Below are 17689 nucleotides of genomic sequence, written 5' to 3' on the forward strand. Positions count from 1 at the left end.
CGTCATTCCGCCATGCCCGGATCCGGGCGCGCGGCGACGCGGTACGGCCCGCGCGGCTCAAGGACGCCCGCGCCGCTCTCAGTTCGCGATCCGCACGCCTCCGGCGAACGGCCGCCTCTCGATCGAGGCGATGTGGATGACGTCGCCGGTCCGGGGCGCGTGGACCATCATGCCCGCGCCGATGTAGATCCCGACGTGGTGCAGGTCGCTGTAGAAGAACACCAGGTCACCGGGGCGCAGCTCGCTCTTGGAGATGTGGGTGCCCGCGGTCCACTGGTCGCCGGTGTAGTGGGGCAGGCTGATGCCGACCTTCTGGTAGGCCCACATGACCAGGCCGGAGCAGTCGAAGCCGTTGGGCCCCTCGGCGCCCCAGACGTACGGCTTGAGCTGCTGGGTGAGCGCCCAGCGGGCCGCCTGGGCGGCCTTGCCGCTGCCGATGATCGGCACGTCGATCTTCACGCGCCGGCCGCCGGAGGCCTTCTCGCGCACCTCGCGGAACAGGCTGCTCTCGACCCTGGAGACCAGCCGCTCGATCTTGACGCGCTTGTCGCCGATCTCCTTCAGCAGCTCCTTGACCTCGGCGGTGCGGGCCTTGGCGCTGTCCTTGGCCCGCTCGGCGGCCTTGATCGCCCGGCTGACCAGGGCGACCTCCTCGCTCTGCCGCTGCTGGAGGGCGTAGGCGGTGGTGGCCTGGTCGAGGAAGGAGTCGGGATCGCTGGAGGTGGCGAAGGCCAGGCCGGTCCCCAGACCGCCGGACATGTAGTTGCTCTGCGCCAGCAGGCTGGCCTTGTGCCGCCGCTCGGCCAGCTCGGCCTCACTGGAGGACAGGGTCTTCCTGGCGGCCTCGGAGGCGCGCTCGGCCTGCTTGAGCTTGACCCGCTCGCCGTTGTACTGCTCGGTGAGCTGGGCGATCTCCGTGTGGAGCTTCTCGGCCTGCTTGGCGAGCTGCTGGAGGCTGGGCTCGGGATCGGCGGTGGCGGCGCCCAGAGGAGTGAGGACGGTCAGGGATGCGAAGACGGCTCCGATGACCAGGATCCGGCGGGAGATCCCGCCCGGGACGCGTTCTCGGCCGCGGGCGCGCTTGCCCGCGTGCTTTCCCCTGCGACCGCGCGTGCGCTTCACCAACGAGCTCCTCTCCTCTGCCGCCTACCGGGTTAGCTGACGGGTTCGGGCCGGGAGACAGCCCTACCGCGGATGCGCCGCGCATCACGGATTCACCCCGGAGGTTGGGTCCCCGGTTCCCCAGGTTCGGAGATTCGGCGAGCCGGCCCTCGTTACAGGCCGACACCGAGGCTGGACATTAGTGCAATAGGAGGTTCGTGCTCAACCAGAACTGCCAACTCGGTAGAGGTTTCACAACCGGAAGATCACGGACAGATCTCACGAAGCGATGATCAACATGTGCATTGTCCTGCTTCTATATGAATTTTTGTGACCTGCCGGGAAGGTCGCCGCAGGTCCCGGGCCGCAGTGGCGTCACATCCCTTCTTTCTGGACGTCACGGACATGCCGTGATCGGGCGCGTACGGTCAGTCACCCGATGTCCCCGGGTCCCGGGTTAAGGATGAGCCGTAATGGACTGGCGTGGAGGACGTACGCTGGGCGGTTATGGAGCAGGTAGCCGAATACACCCCCCCGCCGGCGGGCGCGGTCACGGTCCGGCGCGCCCGGACCCCGGACGTGCGCGCGATCCGGCGTCTCGTCGACACCTACGCCGGGGCGGGCCCGCGCCTGCTGGAGAAGGCCACCGTCACGTTGTACGAGGACGTCCAGGAGTTCTGGGTCGCCGAATACGACGGCAGGGTCGTCGGCTGCGGGGCGCTGCACGTGCTCTGGGAGGATCTCGCCGAGATCCGCACGGTCGCCGTCGACCCCTCCATCCGGCGCATGGGCATCGGCCACAGAATCGTCTCCGCGCTCATCGGTACGGCCCGCGAGCTGGGCCTGCGCCGTGTTTTCTGCCTGACCTTCGAAGTCGCCTTCTTCGCCTCCCACGGATTCCGCGAGATCCGGGGCACGCCCGTCTCCCCCGAGGTCTACGCGGAGCTTCTCGCCTCCTACGATGAAGGTGTCGCCGAGTTCCTCGACCTGGAGCACGTGAAGCCGAATACCTTGGGAAACACCCGCATGCTGCTCCATCTCGGAGACAATGACCCGGGCGTAGATCCCCGGGAAAGGTGACTGTTGTTACCTATATCGATACCTTGTGCTGCAGCAAGCATGTGTCTGACATATGCCACATGCCCAGTCGAAGTGAGGTGACGCGGTGAGCACCGGACAGCCGCCGTATCCGCAGGATGATCCCGACCGCGATCGCACACCGTCGGGGCAGCCGGAATACGGACAGCAGAACACAGGTCGGGGGCAGAGCGGACTCGACCCCGACGTGACGATCGTCGGATACCGGTCGGAGAACACCGGCCCCGGGCAGGCCCAGCCCGGTTACGGCCAGCAGCAGGGTTACGGCCAGCAGCAGGACTACGGGCAGCAGGGTTACGGTCAGCAGGCCTCCCAGCCCGGTTACGGTCAGCAGCAGGGTTACGGCCAGCAGTCCTCGCAGCCGGGCTACGGCCAGCAGCAGGACTACGGTCAGCAGCAGGACTACGGTCAGCAGGGCAGCACGGGCTCCTACGGCCAGCAGCCCGGCTATGGCCAGCAGGCTTCCCAGCCCGGTTACGGCCAGCAGCAGAGCTACGGGCAGCAGTCCTCGCAGCCGGGCTACGGCCAGCAGCAGGACTACGGCCAGCAGGGCTATGGCCAGCAGGCTTCCCAGCCCGGTTACGGCCAGCAGCAGAGCTACGGTCAGCAGGGTTACGGCCAGCAGTCCGCTCAGCCCGGCTACGGGCAGCAGCCCGGCTACGGCCAGCAGTCCGCTCAGCCCGGTTACGGCCAGCAGCAGGACTACGGGCAGCAGGGTTACGGTCAGCAGCAGGGCTACGGTCAGCCGTCCGCCTACGGGCAGCAGGCCCCGTCCTACGGCCAGGGCTACGCCCCGCAGGGCGCCATGCCCTCGGGCGTCCCGGCTCCGCTCGCGGAGTGGTGGCAGCGCCTGCTGGCGCGGCTCATCGACGGAATCATCCTGGCGATCCCGCTGATCATCCTGACCTTCGCGCTGACGGCCATGCTCGTGTCGGCCCCCAGCTACAACTTCGACACCGGCGTCATCAACGAGGGCAGCGGGCTCACCCTCGCCTCGATCCTCATCGCCGCGATCGCCGGTCTGGTCTGGTTCGCCTACGAGTTCTTCATGCTCAAGCAGAATGGCCAGACCGTCGGCAAGATGGTCATGGGCATCAAGGTGATCCAGCTCGGGAGCTCCTCGACCGCCGGCGGTCTTCCGAGCGACTCGTCCCTGAAGCGGGCGGGCGTGATGTACGGCCCGCAGATCCTGCGCGGCATCCCGTTCGTCGGGTGGATCTTCAGCCTCTTCAGCCTGATCAACGTTCTCTGGCTGCTGTGGGACAAGCCCTACCAGCAGGCCCTGCACGACAAGGCCGCCTCGACCGTGGTCGTCAAGATCAAGTAGTTCTCTGACAGTTCCCTGATTGTCGGGGCCGGCGGGATGAACCGCCGGCCCCGCTTTCATGCGCGGGCCGATCCGTGGAAGGCGCGTTCGGGGATCCGTGCGAAGTCCCGCGCGCCCGTGTTCACAAGCCCGGAAAAACGGTGTGGAGTAACGTCTCGCGGGTAGACGCCGGGGAAGGGCAAACCCATTCGCTCCGGCGAGAGGAGCGCCATGGACCTTCCCCGGCGCCCCGGTGAGAAGAATCATCCCGCATCCGCGCCCCTCGCGCCCGTCGGCTCCTATCCGGTCCCAATAGACGTCTCTGTGCCGCCGGGAGTTCCCGTGCCCCGGGCCGAATGGTGGGAGCGTTTGGTCGCCCGCCTCATCGACGGCGCCCTCTTCGTCGCGCTCTACTGGATTCTGTCGTTCGCGTTCTACCCCGTCTTCGCTCCCGCGGGTGAAGTGCGCCCGGCCGATCCCCGGCTGCTGCCGGGGTTGTTCGCCGGCCTGGTGGCCTTTGGCGCTTATACGCTCTATGACTATGCGCTGCACGCCGGGAGCGGCCGTACTCTCGGTAAGAAAGCGATGGGGATCCGCCTGGTTCCGTACGGCGGCGGCGTGCCGTGGCTCGTCGGCCTGGCGAAGAGATCCGTTGTCTTCCCCGGTGTTCTCCTGGTCGAGGGCATTCCCGTGCTGAACGTGGCGATGGCCGTCTTCGGCTTCGTCGTGGGCCTGTCCATCCTGCTCGACAAGCCTCTTCAGCGGGGGTTGCACGACAAGGCGGCGGGCAGTGTCGTGGTCAAGGACCTGCGATGACATTGATCCCGGGATGATAATGATCATCGCGTGATCACTATGTCAGCCTTTTCCCAGCCACTTTACGGGGTGCAACGGGTAAGGCGCCTGGAGAGAAGCATTAAGGTGGTTGTGGGCCGGTATGACGACCCTGTGACGCGCATCGCGCCTGGATGCCGCTATCGTCGTGTGTGAGCGGATACGATCGGGTGGGTGCGCCCCCGGACCGGTCGCCGCGCCCACCGTAATTCACTGTTCCGGAATGTCGGCCCGTGCGGAGTGAGGACATGTACGAGGTAATAGCCGCGTTGACTCCGCCCGTCGTCGTGGGCGGAGCTTTTGTGTATGGAGTTTTCAAGCTCTTCCGCAGTGAGGCGGCAGGTCGCCGCCAGGCGAAACGAATCGATCGGGCCGAGTCCCGGAAGGGTTGACTCGCCCTTCTCTCTGCTTGCCCTTCACTCCGGCTTCCCTCGGCTTCCCTCGGCTTCCCTGTGAGAATCGCCGAGATCCTGGAATTGCTGCTCAGTCGGCGCAGGTATATGTTTAGCTAGCAATGGAACAATGCTCCGTGAAAGGGTTGCATACATGGCCAAGCAGATCCAGGAGATTCTCATCGACGACCTCGATGGGGGCGAGGCCAATGAGACCGTCGCCTTCGCGCTTGACGGCACCAGCTATGAGATTGATCTGAGTGACGTAAACGCGAAGAAGCTCCGCGACTCTCTGGCGCCTTTCGTCGGCAGTGCCCGCCGGGCCGGGGCGCTCGCCGCCCCCCGTCGCCGCCGTGGCGGCGGCACGAGGGCGCTGACCCGTGAGAAGAGTGCCGACATTCGCGCCTGGGCGAAGTCCCACGGCCTCAACGTGAGCGAGCGCGGTCGAATCGCCTCCAAGATCGTCGAGGAGTACGAGCGGAATCACTGAGCCGTGTCCGGCGAGGCGATCCGCTGATCGTAATCGTGCGGTTATGGCGACCACGGTGGGGTCCGGTGGCCGCCATGGCCGCATGATGCGTTTCAGTGGTCGATAAACGTCGTTCGCTTGCGGCGTATCGGGAACATCGCACCCCCGACAAGTAGTTGGATGGAGCGTGAACGCCCTGCTCTCGGGGAACGTCTTCTGCATAGAGCGGTCGCCGGGTCAGGGCTACCATGCGGGATGACAGGGCCCGGATATCCCGGATCTGTCTGACCGCTCTGTGAGGAGCGACGAGATGTTCGAGAGGTTCACCGACCGCGCACGGCGGGTTGTCGTCCTTGCCCAAGAAGAGGCAAGGATGCTCAACCACAACTACATCGGTACGGAGCACATTCTTCTTGGTCTGATCCATGAGGGTGAAGGCGTTGCCGCCAAGGCTCTGGAGAGCCTCGGCATCAGTCTTGAGGGTGTGCGGCAGCAGGTCGAGGAGATCATCGGCCAAGGCCAATCGGCGCCGTCGGGGCACATTCCCTTCACCCCGCGCGCCAAGAAGGTCCTTGAGCTGTCGCTCCGTGAGGCCCTGCAGCTGGGTCACAACTACATCGGCACGGAGCACATCCTGCTCGGCCTCATCCGTGAGGGCGAGGGTGTGGCGGCCCAGGTGCTGGTGAAGCTGGGAGCTGATCTCAACCGGGTGCGGCAGCAGGTCATCCAGCTGCTCCACGGTTACCAGGGCAAGGAACCGGCGGCCTCGGGCGGGCCCCAGGAGGCCGCTCCGTCGACCTCCCTCGTTCTCGACCAGTTCGGCCGCAACCTGACCCAGGCCGCCCGCGAGGGCAAGCTGGACCCGGTCATCGGCCGCGACAAGGAGATCGAGCGGGTCATGCAGGTCCTCTCCCGGAGGACCAAGAACAACCCGGTCCTGGTGGGCGAGCCCGGCGTCGGCAAGACCGCCGTCGTCGAGGGCCTGTCCCAGAAGATCGTCAAGGGTGAGGTTCCCGAGACGCTCAAGGACAAGCAGCTCTACACCCTGGACCTGGGCGCCCTGGTGGCGGGCTCGCGCTACCGCGGTGACTTCGAGGAGCGCCTGAAGAAGGTCCTCAAGGAGATCCGCACCCGCGGCGACATCATCCTGTTCATCGACGAGCTGCACACGCTCGTCGGCGCGGGCGCCGCGGAGGGCGCGATCGACGCCGCCAGCATCCTCAAGCCGATGCTGGCCCGCGGCGAGCTGCAGACCATCGGCGCCACCACGCTCGACGAGTACCGCAAGCACCTCGAGAAGGACGCGGCGCTGGAGCGGCGCTTCCAGCCGATCCAGGTGGCCGAGCCCAGCCTCAGCCACACGATCGAGATCCTCAAGGGTCTGCGCGACCGCTACGAGGCGCACCACCGGGTGTCCATCACCGACGGCGCCCTGGTGGCCGCGGCGCAGCTGGCCGACCGCTACATCAGCGACCGGTTCCTGCCGGACAAGGCGATCGACCTCATCGACGAGGCCGGCTCGCGCATGCGCATCCGCCGCATGACCGCCCCGCCGGACTTGCGCGAATACGACGAGAAGATCGCCAACGTGCGGCGCGAGAAGGAGTCCGCGATCGACGCGCAGGACTTCGAGAAGGCCGCCGCCCTGCGCGACCAGGAGAAGCAGCTCCAGCTCAAGCGCGAGCGCCGGGAGAAGGAGTGGAAGGCCGGCGACATGGACGTCGTGGCCGAGGTCACCGAGGAGCTCATCGCCGAGGTCCTCGCCACCGCCACCGGCATCCCGGTCTTCAAGCTCACCGAGGAGGAGTCCCAGCGGCTGCTCCGCATGGAGGACGAGCTGCACAAGCGGATCATCGGCCAGGAGGACGCCGTCAAGGGTCTGTCCCGCTCGATCCGCCGCACCCGCGCCGGTCTGAAGGACCCGCGCCGCCCGGGTGGCTCGTTCATCTTCGCCGGCCCGTCCGGCGTCGGTAAGACCGAGCTGTCCAAGTCGCTGGCCGAGTTCCTGTTCGGGGACGAGGACGCGCTGATCATGCTGGACATGTCCGAGTTCATGGAGAAGCACACCGTCTCCAGGCTGTTCGGCTCCCCGCCCGGCTACGTCGGGTACGAGGAGGGCGGCCAGCTCACCGAGAAGGTGCGGCGCAAGCCGTTCTCCGTGGTCCTGTTCGACGAGATCGAGAAGGCCCACCCGGACATCTTCAACTCGCTGCTGCAGATCCTGGAGGACGGTCGCCTGACCGACGCCCAGGGTCGCGTGGTGGACTTCAAGAACACCGTCATCATCATGACGACCAACCTCGGCACCCGGGACATCTCCAAGGGCATCGGGGTGGGCTTCGCGAAGTCCAACGACACCGAGTCGAACTACGACCGGATGAAGTCGAAGGTCCAGGAGGAGCTCAAGCAGCACTTCCGGCCCGAGTTCCTCAACCGCGTCGACGACATCGTGGTCTTCCACCAGCTGACGCCGAAGGAGATCATCAAGATCGTCGACCTGATGCTCTCGCAGGTCGCCGAGCGTCTGAAGGACCGCGACATGGGCCTGGACGTCTCTCCGGAGGCCAAGCAGCTGCTGGCCGACCGCGGTTACGACCCGGTGATGGGCGCCCGTCCGCTCCGCCGTACGATCCAGCGAGAGCTGGAGGACACGCTGTCGGAGAAGATCCTGTACGGCGAGCTCCGTCCCGGCCAGACGGTCAAGGTCACGATCGAGGGCGAGGGCGACAACGCCAAGTTCCTCTTCAACGGCGAGACCACTCCCGGCAAGGTTCCGGACTCGGCGGCCTCCATCGTGGAGCCGATCCAGAACTGACATCCGGTAAACCCGGCACAGGGCAAAGGCAGACCCCGCGGTGAGCTCGCTCACCGCGGGGTCTGCCTATTTGTTATCCAACGAGGCATCTTCGCCACCAAAGGTAGTACTACACTCTGTAGAGCGAGCTGGACCATGTCCCGCCGACGGCCCACCGGCCGAGCGCGCGCGACGGGACCGGCCCCGAGATCAGCCCAGCGGCGTACTGAGAAATCAGCTCCGGGAGTGACGCGGAGCACGGTGCCCGTACGGGACGCTCTCGGCAGGCCGGGTCGAGCTCCCGGAAGAAGAGGGACTCCCTGCCCATGAGGCCGGGACCGCAGGTGTGGGGCGATCGAGCCTCCCACGCCGAGTCTCTTACACAGAGAGCACCCTGGAGGCATCGGATGCGCTTGCGGCACGAGGACGGGACGCTCGTTCACCTCGCCTACAACGCGGGCGTGCATCCCGCCGAGGACCTGGAGAACCTGATCGCGCACCTGACCCGCTACGCGGTCCCGGTGCGCAAGCGCCTGGGCGTGGAGCGGATGGGGATCGGCCTGTGGCTGTCCCCGGCCGTCGCCGACCATCTCACCGCCGACCGGATCGAGCTGGTACGCCTGCGCCGCTCCCTGGAGGAGCGCGGCCTGGAGGTCGTCAGCCTCAACGGCACCGGCGGGCGCAACCAGGAGGCGCCCGGCCCCGACTGGGCCAAGCCCGAGCGCTACCGCTACACGATGGCGCTGGCCAAGATCCTCGCCTTCCTCCTGCCGGAGGACGTGCGCTTCGGCAGCATCTCCACCATCCCCATCGGCTGGCGCCGCGACTGGCCCGCCGATCTGCACGCCATCGCCTCGCGCCGGCTGGAGAGACTCTCGCGTGAGCTGCGCGGCCTGTACAGCGTGACCGGAAAGACGATCAGGGTGGGCTTCGAGCCCTGGCCCGGCTGCGTCCTGGAGACCACCGAGCAGGCCTTGGCGCGGGTCTGCGACATCGACTCCGAGCACCTGGGGGTCTGCCTGGACGCCTGCCATCTCGCCGGAGGCGCCGAGGAGCCCGGAGCGGCCCTGCGCGGCCTGGCCGCCGCGGGGGCGCCGGTGGTCAAGCTCGGCCACGTCCACAACCACGTGGGCGAGGTCCGCCACGAGCTGCCGAGCACCCGATCGGTCCTGGAGGACACCCTGACCGCGATGCTCTCCGGCGCGGTGAACGGCACCGCCCACATCGAGGTCGAGACCCACAACCTGGCCGTGCCGCAGCGCGCCAAGGGGCCGGGCGCGCTGGTCAGCGCGCTGGCCGAGGAGCTCGACTGGGCCCGCACCAACCTCACCGCCCTCGGCCTGCGCCTGGCCGCCTGAGCCGCGCCCGCTGCGGGCGGCCGCGCCCGCCTCAGGCGGGCAGGCGGTAGGTGCCGTCGTCCAGGACCTCGGCCAGACCGTCGGAGACGAGGCCGTCGAGGGCGCGCTCGCGCTGGAGGGCGTCCTCCCAGACGGCGTCGAGGGCGGCCTTGGGGACCGGGCCGTGGGCCTGGCGCAGGACGGCCAGCAGGCGTCCCCGGCACTGCCGGTCGGTGCCGTCGTAGGTCTGGCCCCGGCGCGCCGGCCCGTCGTAGGCGGGCTTGCCCGCCAGCCGCCAGGCGCACACGGCGCTGATCGGGCACTCGGCGCAGCGCGGGGCGCGGGCCGTGCAGACCAGGGCGCCCAGCTCCATCACTGCCACCGCCCACACCGGTGCCTCCTCGGGGCCGGGCAGGAGCGAGACGGCCAGCGCGCGCTCGGCGGCGGTGGTGGCCTTGGGCGGGTACTGCTCGCCGGAGACGGCGCGGGCCAGCACCCGGCGCACGTTGGTGTCGAGTACGGCGTGGCGGCCCCGGAAGGCGAAGCTGGCCACCGCGGCCGCGGTGTACTCCCCGACGCCGGGCAGCGCCAGCAGCGCCGCGTGGTCGGTGGGGACCTCGCCGTCGTGCCGCTCGACGATGGCCCGGGCACAGGCGTGCAGGTTGAGTGCGCGACGCGGATAGCCGAGCCGGCCCCAGTGCCGTACGGCCTCACCGGGCGGCTCGGCCGCCAGCGCCGCGGGGGTGGGCCAGCGTTCCATCCACTCGGTCCAGACGGGCAGCACCCGGACCACCGGTGTCTGCTGCAGCATGATCTCGCTCACCAGGATCGACCAGGCGCCGGCGCCGGGAGCGCGCCACGGCAGATCGCGGGCGTTGGCGGCGTACCAGTCGAGAACGGGATCCAGGAGGGGATTGGACTTGGCCACCTCTTGACGATAGTGCGGGACACCCGCAGCTTCGGCCGTTGAAACGGTATAGGCGCGGCGGGTCGTGTCCGCCCCCGGAAGAGGTCTCCCCATACTGTCCGCATGGACCCGGACACGTTCCGAAACGACATAGGGGTGGACGTTTACTGGCGACGCCGGCTGGCCGCGCTGATCGCCGTTCTCGTCGTGGTCGCCGTCGTGGCGTGGGCCTGCTCCTCGTCGGGCGGCCCGCAGAGCGAGTCGAGCGCGCAGACGGCGCCCTCGGGCCGGTCGCCCGCCCCGGATCCGCTGCTGGCCGCGTTGCCCACGATCACGGTGACCCCGCAGTCCACCCTCTCGCCCTCGCCGCAGCCCTCGGCCACGCCGACGCCCCGGCCGGTCAAGCCCACGGTCCGGCCCAAGCGGCCGGGCGACGCCTGCGACGTCGCCGATCTCGTGCTGAACCTGCAAGGGGGCGGGCCCGGAGAGGGCGGAGGGCAGGTCTACGCCGCGGCCCAACGGCCCAGGTTCATCCTCACGCTGGTCAACACCGGCAAGGTGATGTGCGTGACCGACACGGGCCCGCGTGCGCTGGAGATCCGCATCACCTCCGGCGACGACCGCGTCTGGTCGTCGGCCGACTGCGTGAGCGGTGAGACCGAGGACCTGCGCAGGTTCGAGCGCGGCATCCCGTTCGTCCGGGTGGTCGAGTGGGATCGCCAGCGCTCCGGCTCCGACTGCCGGGCCAAGCGCGTCACGGCCCGTCCCGGCACCTACGTGGCCACGGTCCGCGCCGCCGGCATGAAGAGCCACAAGGTGGTCTTCCACCTCCGCTGACCGGCCCGGAACGGGAGAGGCGGCAGGGGGGGTGGTTGCATAGTCATACGGTGTTGTGCATACACTTCTACCTGTGTCCAAAGTGCTCACCTCCCTGCCCGTCGGCGAACGCGTCGGCATCGCCTTCTCCGGCGGCCTCGACACCTCAGTAGCGGTCGCGTGGATGCGCGAGAAGGGTGCGGTTCCCTGCACCTATACCGCCGACATCGGCCAGTACGACGAGCCCGACATCGCCTCGGTGCCCGGCCGGGCCACGGCCTACGGCGCGGAGGTCGCCCGGCTGGTCGACTGCCGGGCGGCCCTGGTGGAAGAGGGACTGGCCGCGCTGGCCTGCGGTGCCTTCCACATCCGCTCCGGCGGCCGTACCTACTTCAACACCACCCCGCTCGGCCGGTCCGTCACGGGCACCCTGCTGGTGCGCGCGATGCTCGAGGACGACGTGCAGATCTGGGGGGACGGCTCGACCTTCAAGGGCAACGACATCGAGCGGTTCTACCGGTACGGCCTGCTCGCCAACCCCTCCCTGCGGATCTACAAGCCGTGGCTGGACGCCGACTTCGTCAGCGAGCTCGGCGGCCGCAAGGAGATGTCGGAGTGGCTGCTCACCCGCGACCTGCCCTATCGCGACAGTGTGGAGAAGGCCTACTCGACCGACGCCAACATCTGGGGCGCGACCCACGAGGCCAAGCGGCTCGAGCACCTCGACACGGGCATCGAGATCGTCGAGCCGATCATGGGCGTGCGGTTCTGGGACCCGGCCGTCGAGGTCGCCGCCGAGGACGTCACGGTCGGCTTCGAGCAGGGGCGTCCGGTGACGATCAACGGCAAGGAGTTCGCCTCCGCCGTGGACCTGGTGCTGGAGGCCAACGCCATCGGCGGCCGGCACGGCCTGGGCATGTCCGACCAGATCGAGAACCGGATCATCGAGGCCAAGAGCCGGGGCATCTACGAGGCCCCGGGCATGGCGCTGCTGTACGTGGCCTACGAGCGGCTGGTCAACGCGATCCACAACGAGGACACCCTCGCCATCTACCACAACCAGGGCCGTCAGCTGGGCAGGCTGCTGTACGAGGGCCGCTGGCTGGACCCGCAGGCGCTGATGCTGCGCGAGTCGCTGCAGCGCTGGGTCGGCATGGCGATCACCGGCGAGGTGACCCTGCGCCTGCGGCGCGGTGAGGACTACTCCGTCCTGGACACCTCCGGCCCGTCGCTCAGCTACCACCCCGACAAGCTCTCCATGGAGCGGACCGAGGACTCCGCCTTCGGCCCGGTCGACCGCATCGGCCAGCTGACCATGCGCAACCTCGACATCGCCGACTCCCGTTCCAGGCTTGAGCAGTACGCCAGGCTCGGCATGGTCGGCAGCCGCCCCTCCGCCCTGGTCGGCGCCGCCCAGGCCGCCTCGACCGGCCTCATCGGCGCCATGTCCGAGGGCGGCGCCGAGGCGATCGCCTCCCGCGGCGAGGCTCCCGGCGACGAGGAACTGCTCGACCACGCCGCGATGGAGTCCGGCACCGACTGAACCCCACCGGCCGTGCTTCGCCCTCCGGGGAAGCACGGCCCCGGCGCCGGTACGCCGCTTGCGCCGGTACGGCGCGGACTCAAAGCAGAGCACCGGCGCCGGTACGGCGAGGTGCTGGACGGCGGTGTTCGGCGCCGTTTTGTACGGCGGGCGGCTCCGGTGGTGAAACGCCCGTCCCCGCCACCTCGGCCCGCCCGCCGTACAAGCGGCGCCGATTACCGCCGCTCACCGTCTCGCCGTACCGGCGCCGAGCCTTGCTTTGAATCCGCGCCGTACCCGGCGCCGACCTCGCCGTACCCGGCGCAGGCCTCAGACGTAGCGTTCCAGGATCGACGACTCGGCCAGGCGGGACAGGCCCTCGCGGATGTGGCGGGCCCGGGTTTCGCCGACGCCGCCGACCTCCTGGAGGTCGTTGGTGCTGGCGGCCAGGAGTTTCTGGAGGCCGGAGAACTGCTCGACCAGGCGTTCGACGATGGTGGCCGGCAGGCGGGGGACCTTGGCCAGCAGGCGGTAGCCGCGGGGGCTCACCGAGGTCTCCAGGGCCTCGGCGCCGGAGTGGCCCAGAACCTGGGCGACCTGGGACAGGTCCAGCAGGCCGGAGGGGGAGAGCTGGTCGAGATCGTGCAGGGACTCGGAGACCTTGCGGGCGCGGCGGCCCGTCGCGGGCAGGTAGTCGCGCACGACGAGCTCGCGGTCGCTGTCGGTGCCGGCGACCAGCTCGTCCAGCTGCAGGGACAGCAGGCGGCCGTCGGTGCCCAGCTCGACCACGTAGCCCGCGATCTCGTCGGAGATCCGGCGGACCATCTCCAGGCGCTGGACGACCACCGCGACGTCGCGGACCGTCACCAGGTCCTCGATCTCCAGGGCCGACAGCGCGCCGCAGACCTCGTCGAGGCGGAGCTTGTAACGCTCGAGCGTGGCCAGCGCCTGGTTGGCCTTGGACAGGATCGCCGCGGACTCCTCCAGCACGTAGCGGATGCCGTCGAGGTACAGAGCGATGATCCGCATGGACTTGCTGAGGGAGATGACGGGGAAGGACGTCTGGACCGCGACCCGCTGGGCGGTGCGGTGCCGGGTGCCGGACTCGTCGGTGGGGATGGACGGGTCGGGCATCAGGTGCACCGCCGCGCGGACGATCCGGTGATCGTCGGAGTCGAGCACGATGGCGCCGTCCATCTTCGCCAGCTCGCGCAGTCGCGTCGCGGAGAACTCGACGTCGAGCTCGAAGCCGCCGCTGCATATCTGCTCGACCGTGCTGTCGTAGCCCAGCACGATCAGGCCGCCCGTGTGCCCGCGAAGGATGCGCTCCAGGCCGTCGCGGAGTGCGGTGCCCGGCGCGACCGAGGCCAGGACGGCTCTACGGCGCTCGTCAAGCCCCTTGTACGTTGCTGCCACATGACCCCCGTGGTCTGCGTTGAAGCCCGCTCGCGATCAGGGGCGCACGATCGGGTTCTGACACTCAGCTTAGCGGCGACGGTCTCGGAGGTGTCGGAACGACCGGACTCGTCACGGGCCGGCCCGGGCGGGAACGGTCAGGTGACGTGGGTCAGGGCGTCCCAGACGTTCTCCGCCTCGACGACGTCGAAACCGGGACCGAAGCCCCCGGAGCGGCCGTTGACGGGGACCAGGGAGCCCTCGGCGCGCTGCTTGCGGTCGTTCTTGCCGATCTCCAGGGAGCCGGTCGGGACCAGGGCGCGGGTGAAGCCCAGGCGCGCCGCCTCGGACAGGCGGCGGCGCACGTCGCGCACCGGGCGCAGCTCGCCGGCCAGGCCCACCTCGCCCAGGACCACCATGCCGGGCGGCAGGGCGCGGTCGCCGGCCGCGCTGGCCACCGCGAGCATCACCGACAGGTCGATCGCCGGGTCGCTGAGCTTGATGCCGCCCACGGTCGCGGTGAACACGTCGCAGCCGCCGAGCTTGGCGTTGAGCCGCCGCTCCAGCACGGCCAGCACCATCGTCACCCGGTAGGGGTCGAGCCCGGAGGAGGAGCGGCGGGGCTGCTGGGCCTCGGTCCTGGCGACCAGCGCCTGGACCTCGGCGGGCAGCGGGCGGGTGCCCTCCATGGTGACGGTGACGCACGTGCCGGGGACCGGCTCGGTGCGGTGGGAGACGAACAGGCCGCTGGCGTCGGCGATGCCCTCGATGCCGTCCTCGTGCAGGTCGAAGCAGCCGACCTCGTCGACGGGGCCGTAGCGGTTCTTGATGGCGCGGACCATGCGGAGCCGGGAGTGGCGGTCGCCCTCGAAGTGGAGCACCACGTCGACGAGGTGTTCGAGGGTGCGGGGGCCGGCGATCGAGCCCTCCTTGGTGACGTGGCCGACCAGGACCGTGGACATGCCGCGCTCCTTGGCCATCCGGACCAGGTTGCCGGCGACCTCCCTGACCTGGGTGACGCCGCCGGGGACGCCGGTCGCCTGGGTGGACCCGATGGTCTGCACCGAGTCGACGACGAGCATGCCGGGCTGGACCTTCTCCACGTGGGTGACCAGCGCGCTCAGGTCGGTCTCCGCCGCGAGGTAGAGGGAGTCGTGGATGGCGCCGATCCGGTCGGCCCGCAGGCGCACCTGGGCCGCCGACTCCTCGCCGGTCACGTAGAGGACGGTCTGCCCGCGAGCGATCTTGGAGGCGGCCTCCAGCAGGAGCGTGGACTTGCCGATGCCCGGCTCCCCGGCCAGCAGCACCACCGCGCCGGGCACCAGGCCTCCGCCGAGCACCCGGTCGAGCTCGGGCACCCCGGTGGCGCGCGCGTGCGCGACCTCGGCCTTGACCTGGCCGATCGGCACGGCCGGGGCCGACACGGCCCCGCCGGTGGCCACGCTCACGCCGACGCGTGCGCCGTCCTCCTCGACCGTGCCCCAGGCCTGGCACTCACCGCAGCGCCCCACCCACTTGGCCGTCTGCCAACCGCACTCGCCACAGCGATAGCCGACCTTCTTTGCCATGGCCGCACGCTACCTGCCCACACCGACAACTTTCACCCGGTACGGCGGGGCCGCATCGGGTGGAGGCCCGCACGGATCAGAGGGTGACGGGGGCGTCCGGGCGGGTCAGCGGGAGGGTGACCGTGGCGCTCAGGACCAGGTCGGCGGTGGCGCGCTGCGGGGTGTAGAGCGCGGTCCCGGAGGTGATCTGCAGGGTCAGGCGGCTGTCCTTCGCGACCTTCCAGGCGATCGTCTCCAGTTCGCGGGAGACGACGTGGGGCCGCCCGTCCAGCCGGACCGGGATCGGGGTCGCCTGGTTGCCGACGACCACGCCGGTGCCCTCGTCCACGATCTGGGCGTACACGAACGTGGTGGCGGGGCTCCCGGCCGCGGTCTCGCCCCTGTAGGCGAGGACGACCCGGGGCGCCCCGGCCAGCTGGCCCTCGGTGCGCGGGGCCTTGATCCGGATGTTCGCCGCCTTGGCGGCGGTCGGCAGGCCGGAGGTGTCGCCCGGCCGCACCTGGAGCCCGCCCTTGCCGGACCCGTGCAGCAGGCCCGAGGGGGACAGCGGATAGCGGGAGGCGCCGCGCCACACGCCGGTGTTGTCCACGTACTCGAAGGCGGGCCCGGTGTCGGTCCGGCGCTCGCCCTTCAGGTGGCGGGAGAACCAGGCGAGGCTGATCCTCTCGAGCGCGCCGTCTTCGGCGGCGACGCCGGGGCGCTGGAGACCGCCGGGCGGGAGCTGGACGCGGTCGAGGCGGATCTGGCCCTGGCCCGCGGCCGGATCGTCCATGCGCGATTCCTCGAGGACGGAGAAGAGGACCCGGACGAACTGGCGTTGTTCCAGCGCGCGGTGGAGCTCTACCGGACGCTGGGGGACACGCGGGGCGAGGCCGAGTCGCTGTTCTGGGCCGGCATCTTCCATCAGGTGGTCCGGGGCGACGGCGACGTCGCGGTCCCCCTCTTCGACCGGTCGTACGAGCTCGCGACGGAGGCCGGGGACAAGCTGACGATGTCCTACGCGCTCAGGCACCTGGGTTTCGCGGAGCACACGGCGGGCCGCCCCGACGCGGCGCGGGAGCGGCTGGAGGAGTCGGTACGGCTCCGCCGGGAGATCGGTTTCCTGCCCGGCGTGGCCGCGAACCTGGTCGGGCTGGCGTACATCTCCGCCGGGTGGGAGCGCCGGGACGAGGCGCTGGCGCTGCTCGACGAGGCGGACGAGATCGCCAGGAACGGCGGCGCCTGGGGTGTCGTGCGCTGGGTGGGACAGGCGCGCGCGGAAATATGGGCGAGCGCCCGCCCACCCCGGCGGGCGCCCCTCAGATGTGGCCTTCGAGGTCGGCCAGGAGCATGCGCTTGGGCTTGGCGCCCTTGATCTGCCGGACGACCTCGCCGTCCTTGTAGAGGTTCAGCGTCGGCAGGCCGAGGACGCCGTACCGGTTGGAGATCTCCGGGTGGTCGTCGGCGTTGAGCTTGGCGATCGTGACGCGGTCGCCGTACTCGGCCTCGATCTCCTCCAGGATCGGAGCGATCATCCGGCACGGGCCGCACCACTCCGCCCAGAAGTCCACCAGGACGGGCTTGTCGCTGCGCAGCACCTGCTCGTCGAAGTTCTCGGCGGTCAAAGTGATCATTGGTCTTCCTGCTCTCTAGGTGACTCGATGGCCGGGGAACCCGCCGCGGGCACCCTCAGCGCGCATCCTGGGCACGCCGAGGCCAGCTGCGCGGCCACCTCGGCCCGGCGGGCCAGCAGCGTGCGGAGCTCGTCGTCGATCTGCGCCAGCTTGCGCCGGTAGACCTCCACGGACTCCGGGCAGGAGGCGCCGGACTCGTGCCCGGACCGCAGGCACGCCACGAAGGGCTTGGCGTCCTCCAGCGTGAACCCCACGGTGAGCAGCGACCGGATCTCGGCGACGAGCCGGAGGTCCTCCTCGTCGTACTCCCGGTAGCCGTTGGCCGAGCGCCGGGCGGTGATCAGTCCCTGCTGCTCGTAGTAGCGCAACGCTCTGGTGCTGACTCCCGCCCGCCGCGCGAGCTCCCCGATCCGCATCCGGTCCTCCTCACGCCGTCACCGTAAGCCTTGACGCCTACGTCAAGGTCAAGCCCGGCCCCCGTGTTCCCGCGGCGTCCCCGCGGCGTCCCCGCGGTGTTCCCGCAAGGGGCGGATGGCC

At 69.6% G+C, this 17689-nt stretch carries 16 protein-coding genes and 1 riboswitch; of the genes, 9 read left to right on the forward strand and 7 right to left on the reverse strand.

From position 1 onward, the window contains the following. Positions 1–78: 78 nt before the first annotated feature. Complete coding sequence (locus Pta02_RS01390) at positions 79–1122, reverse strand: NlpC/P60 family protein (protein WP_239129229.1); 1044 nt, start codon at positions 1120–1122, stop codon at positions 79–81. A gap of 5 nt (positions 1123–1127) precedes the next feature. After that, positions 1128–1272: riboswitch (cyclic di-AMP (ydaO/yuaA leader) on the reverse strand. A 336-nt stretch (positions 1273–1608) separates the two neighbouring features. Between Pta02_RS01390 and Pta02_RS01395 the strand changes: the two genes are divergently transcribed. From Pta02_RS01395 to Pta02_RS01420, 6 genes are all read left to right on the forward strand, one after another. Then, positions 1609–2181 (forward strand): amino-acid N-acetyltransferase, encoded by a 573-nt coding sequence (locus tag Pta02_RS01395; RefSeq protein WP_203872751.1) that lies wholly within the window; start codon positions 1609–1611, stop codon positions 2179–2181. Between the two features lie 205 nt (positions 2182–2386). Beyond that, positions 2387–3526, forward strand: a complete 1140-nt coding sequence (locus tag Pta02_RS01400; protein WP_203872752.1) for an RDD family protein — start codon at positions 2387–2389, stop codon at positions 3524–3526. A 321-nt stretch (positions 3527–3847) separates the two neighbouring features. Further along, on the forward strand, positions 3848–4321 hold the full coding sequence (locus Pta02_RS01405) for an RDD family protein (protein ID WP_203872753.1): 474 nt from the start codon (positions 3848–3850) through the stop codon (positions 4319–4321). Between the two features lie 564 nt (positions 4322–4885). After that, positions 4886–5221 carry a histone-like nucleoid-structuring protein Lsr2 gene (locus tag Pta02_RS01410; RefSeq protein WP_203872754.1) on the forward strand — a complete coding sequence of 112 codons (336 nt, stop codon included), beginning with the start codon at positions 4886–4888 and terminating at the stop codon, positions 5219–5221. Positions 5222–5510: 289 nt separating this feature from the next. After that, complete coding sequence (locus Pta02_RS01415) at positions 5511–8015, forward strand: ATP-dependent Clp protease ATP-binding subunit (RefSeq protein ID WP_203872755.1); 2505 nt, start codon at positions 5511–5513, stop codon at positions 8013–8015. A gap of 386 nt (positions 8016–8401) precedes the next feature. After that, positions 8402–9352, forward strand: coding sequence for a TIM barrel protein (locus Pta02_RS01420; RefSeq protein ID WP_203872756.1), 951 nt, complete (start codon positions 8402–8404; stop codon positions 9350–9352). A gap of 31 nt (positions 9353–9383) precedes the next feature. Here the strand turns inward: Pta02_RS01420 and Pta02_RS01425 are convergent, their stop codons facing one another. Continuing rightward, positions 9384–10259 carry an iron-sulfur binding domain-containing protein gene (locus Pta02_RS01425; RefSeq protein WP_239129231.1) on the reverse strand — a complete coding sequence of 292 codons (876 nt, stop codon included), beginning with the start codon at positions 10257–10259 and terminating at the stop codon, positions 9384–9386. 102 nt (positions 10260–10361) lie between these two features. Here Pta02_RS01425 and Pta02_RS01430 point away from each other — a divergent pair, with 102 nt between their 5' ends. Both Pta02_RS01430 and argG read left to right on the forward strand, forming a co-directional pair. Then, positions 10362–11075 (forward strand): hypothetical protein, encoded by a 714-nt coding sequence (locus tag Pta02_RS01430; protein ID WP_203872758.1) that lies wholly within the window; start codon positions 10362–10364, stop codon positions 11073–11075. 73 nt (positions 11076–11148) lie between these two features. Then, entirely contained in the window at positions 11149–12597 is a 1449-nt protein-coding gene (gene argG / locus Pta02_RS01435) for an argininosuccinate synthase (RefSeq protein ID WP_203872759.1), read from the forward strand. 309 nt (positions 12598–12906) lie between these two features. On the opposite strand, the gene disA is transcribed toward argG, so the two are convergent. The 3 genes from disA to Pta02_RS01450 all read right to left on the reverse strand — a co-directional run bounded on the left by disA (position 12907) and on the right by Pta02_RS01450 (position 16311). Beyond that, the gene (gene disA / locus Pta02_RS01440) at positions 12907–13992 is read right to left on the reverse strand and encodes a DNA integrity scanning diadenylate cyclase DisA (RefSeq protein WP_203872760.1); all 1086 of its coding nucleotides are present in this window, start codon (positions 13990–13992) and stop codon (positions 12907–12909) included. Positions 13993–14129: 137 nt separating this feature from the next. Next, positions 14130–15539, reverse strand: coding sequence for a DNA repair protein RadA (gene radA / locus Pta02_RS01445; RefSeq protein ID WP_203872761.1), 1410 nt, complete (start codon positions 15537–15539; stop codon positions 14130–14132). Positions 15540–15615: 76 nt separating this feature from the next. Continuing rightward, positions 15616–16311: a hypothetical protein gene (locus Pta02_RS01450; protein ID WP_203872762.1), complete on the reverse strand. Its 696-nt coding sequence runs from the start codon at positions 16309–16311 to the stop codon at positions 15616–15618. A 45-nt stretch (positions 16312–16356) separates the two neighbouring features. Between Pta02_RS01450 and Pta02_RS01455 the strand changes: the two genes are divergently transcribed. Then, positions 16357–16893, forward strand: a complete 537-nt coding sequence (locus Pta02_RS01455) for a tetratricopeptide repeat protein (protein ID WP_203872763.1) — start codon at positions 16357–16359, stop codon at positions 16891–16893. Here the strand turns inward: Pta02_RS01455 and trxA are convergent. Both trxA and Pta02_RS01465 read right to left on the reverse strand, forming a co-directional pair. Then, positions 16838–17152 (reverse strand): thioredoxin, encoded by a 315-nt coding sequence (gene trxA / locus Pta02_RS01460; protein ID WP_203872764.1) that lies wholly within the window; start codon positions 17150–17152, stop codon positions 16838–16840. The two genes, Pta02_RS01455 and trxA, sit on opposite strands and share 56 nt — an antisense overlap. Next, complete coding sequence (locus Pta02_RS01465; protein WP_203872765.1) at positions 17149–17568, reverse strand: MerR family transcriptional regulator; 420 nt, start codon at positions 17566–17568, stop codon at positions 17149–17151. The genes trxA and Pta02_RS01465 overlap by 4 nt, the downstream gene beginning before the upstream one ends. Positions 17569–17689 lie beyond the last annotated feature (121 nt).

Source organism: Paraplanobispora takensis (assembly GCF_016863195.1).
Classification (GTDB): domain Bacteria; phylum Actinomycetota; class Actinomycetes; order Streptosporangiales; family Streptosporangiaceae; genus Planobispora; species Planobispora takensis.

Coding starts and splice junctions, on each gene's coding strand:
- Pta02_RS01395 (WP_203872751.1), top strand. CDS start 1,609: ATGGAGCAGGTAGCCGAATACACCCCCCCGCCGGCGGGCGCGGTCACG.
- Pta02_RS01410 (WP_203872754.1), top strand. CDS start 4,886: ATGGCCAAGCAGATCCAGGAGATTCTCATCGACGACCTCGATGGGGGC.
- Pta02_RS01415 (WP_203872755.1), top strand. CDS start 5,511: ATGTTCGAGAGGTTCACCGACCGCGCACGGCGGGTTGTCGTCCTTGCC.
- Pta02_RS01420 (WP_203872756.1), top strand. CDS start 8,402: ATGCGCTTGCGGCACGAGGACGGGACGCTCGTTCACCTCGCCTACAAC.
- Pta02_RS01430 (WP_203872758.1), top strand. CDS start 10,362: ATGGACCCGGACACGTTCCGAAACGACATAGGGGTGGACGTTTACTGG.
- radA (WP_203872761.1), bottom strand. CDS start 15,539: ATGGCAAAGAAGGTCGGCTATCGCTGTGGCGAGTGCGGTTGGCAGACG.
- Pta02_RS01450 (WP_203872762.1), bottom strand. CDS start 16,311: ATGGACGATCCGGCCGCGGGCCAGGGCCAGATCCGCCTCGACCGCGTC.
- trxA (WP_203872764.1), bottom strand. CDS start 17,152: ATGATCACTTTGACCGCCGAGAACTTCGACGAGCAGGTGCTGCGCAGC.
- Pta02_RS01465 (WP_203872765.1), bottom strand. CDS start 17,568: ATGCGGATCGGGGAGCTCGCGCGGCGGGCGGGAGTCAGCACCAGAGCG.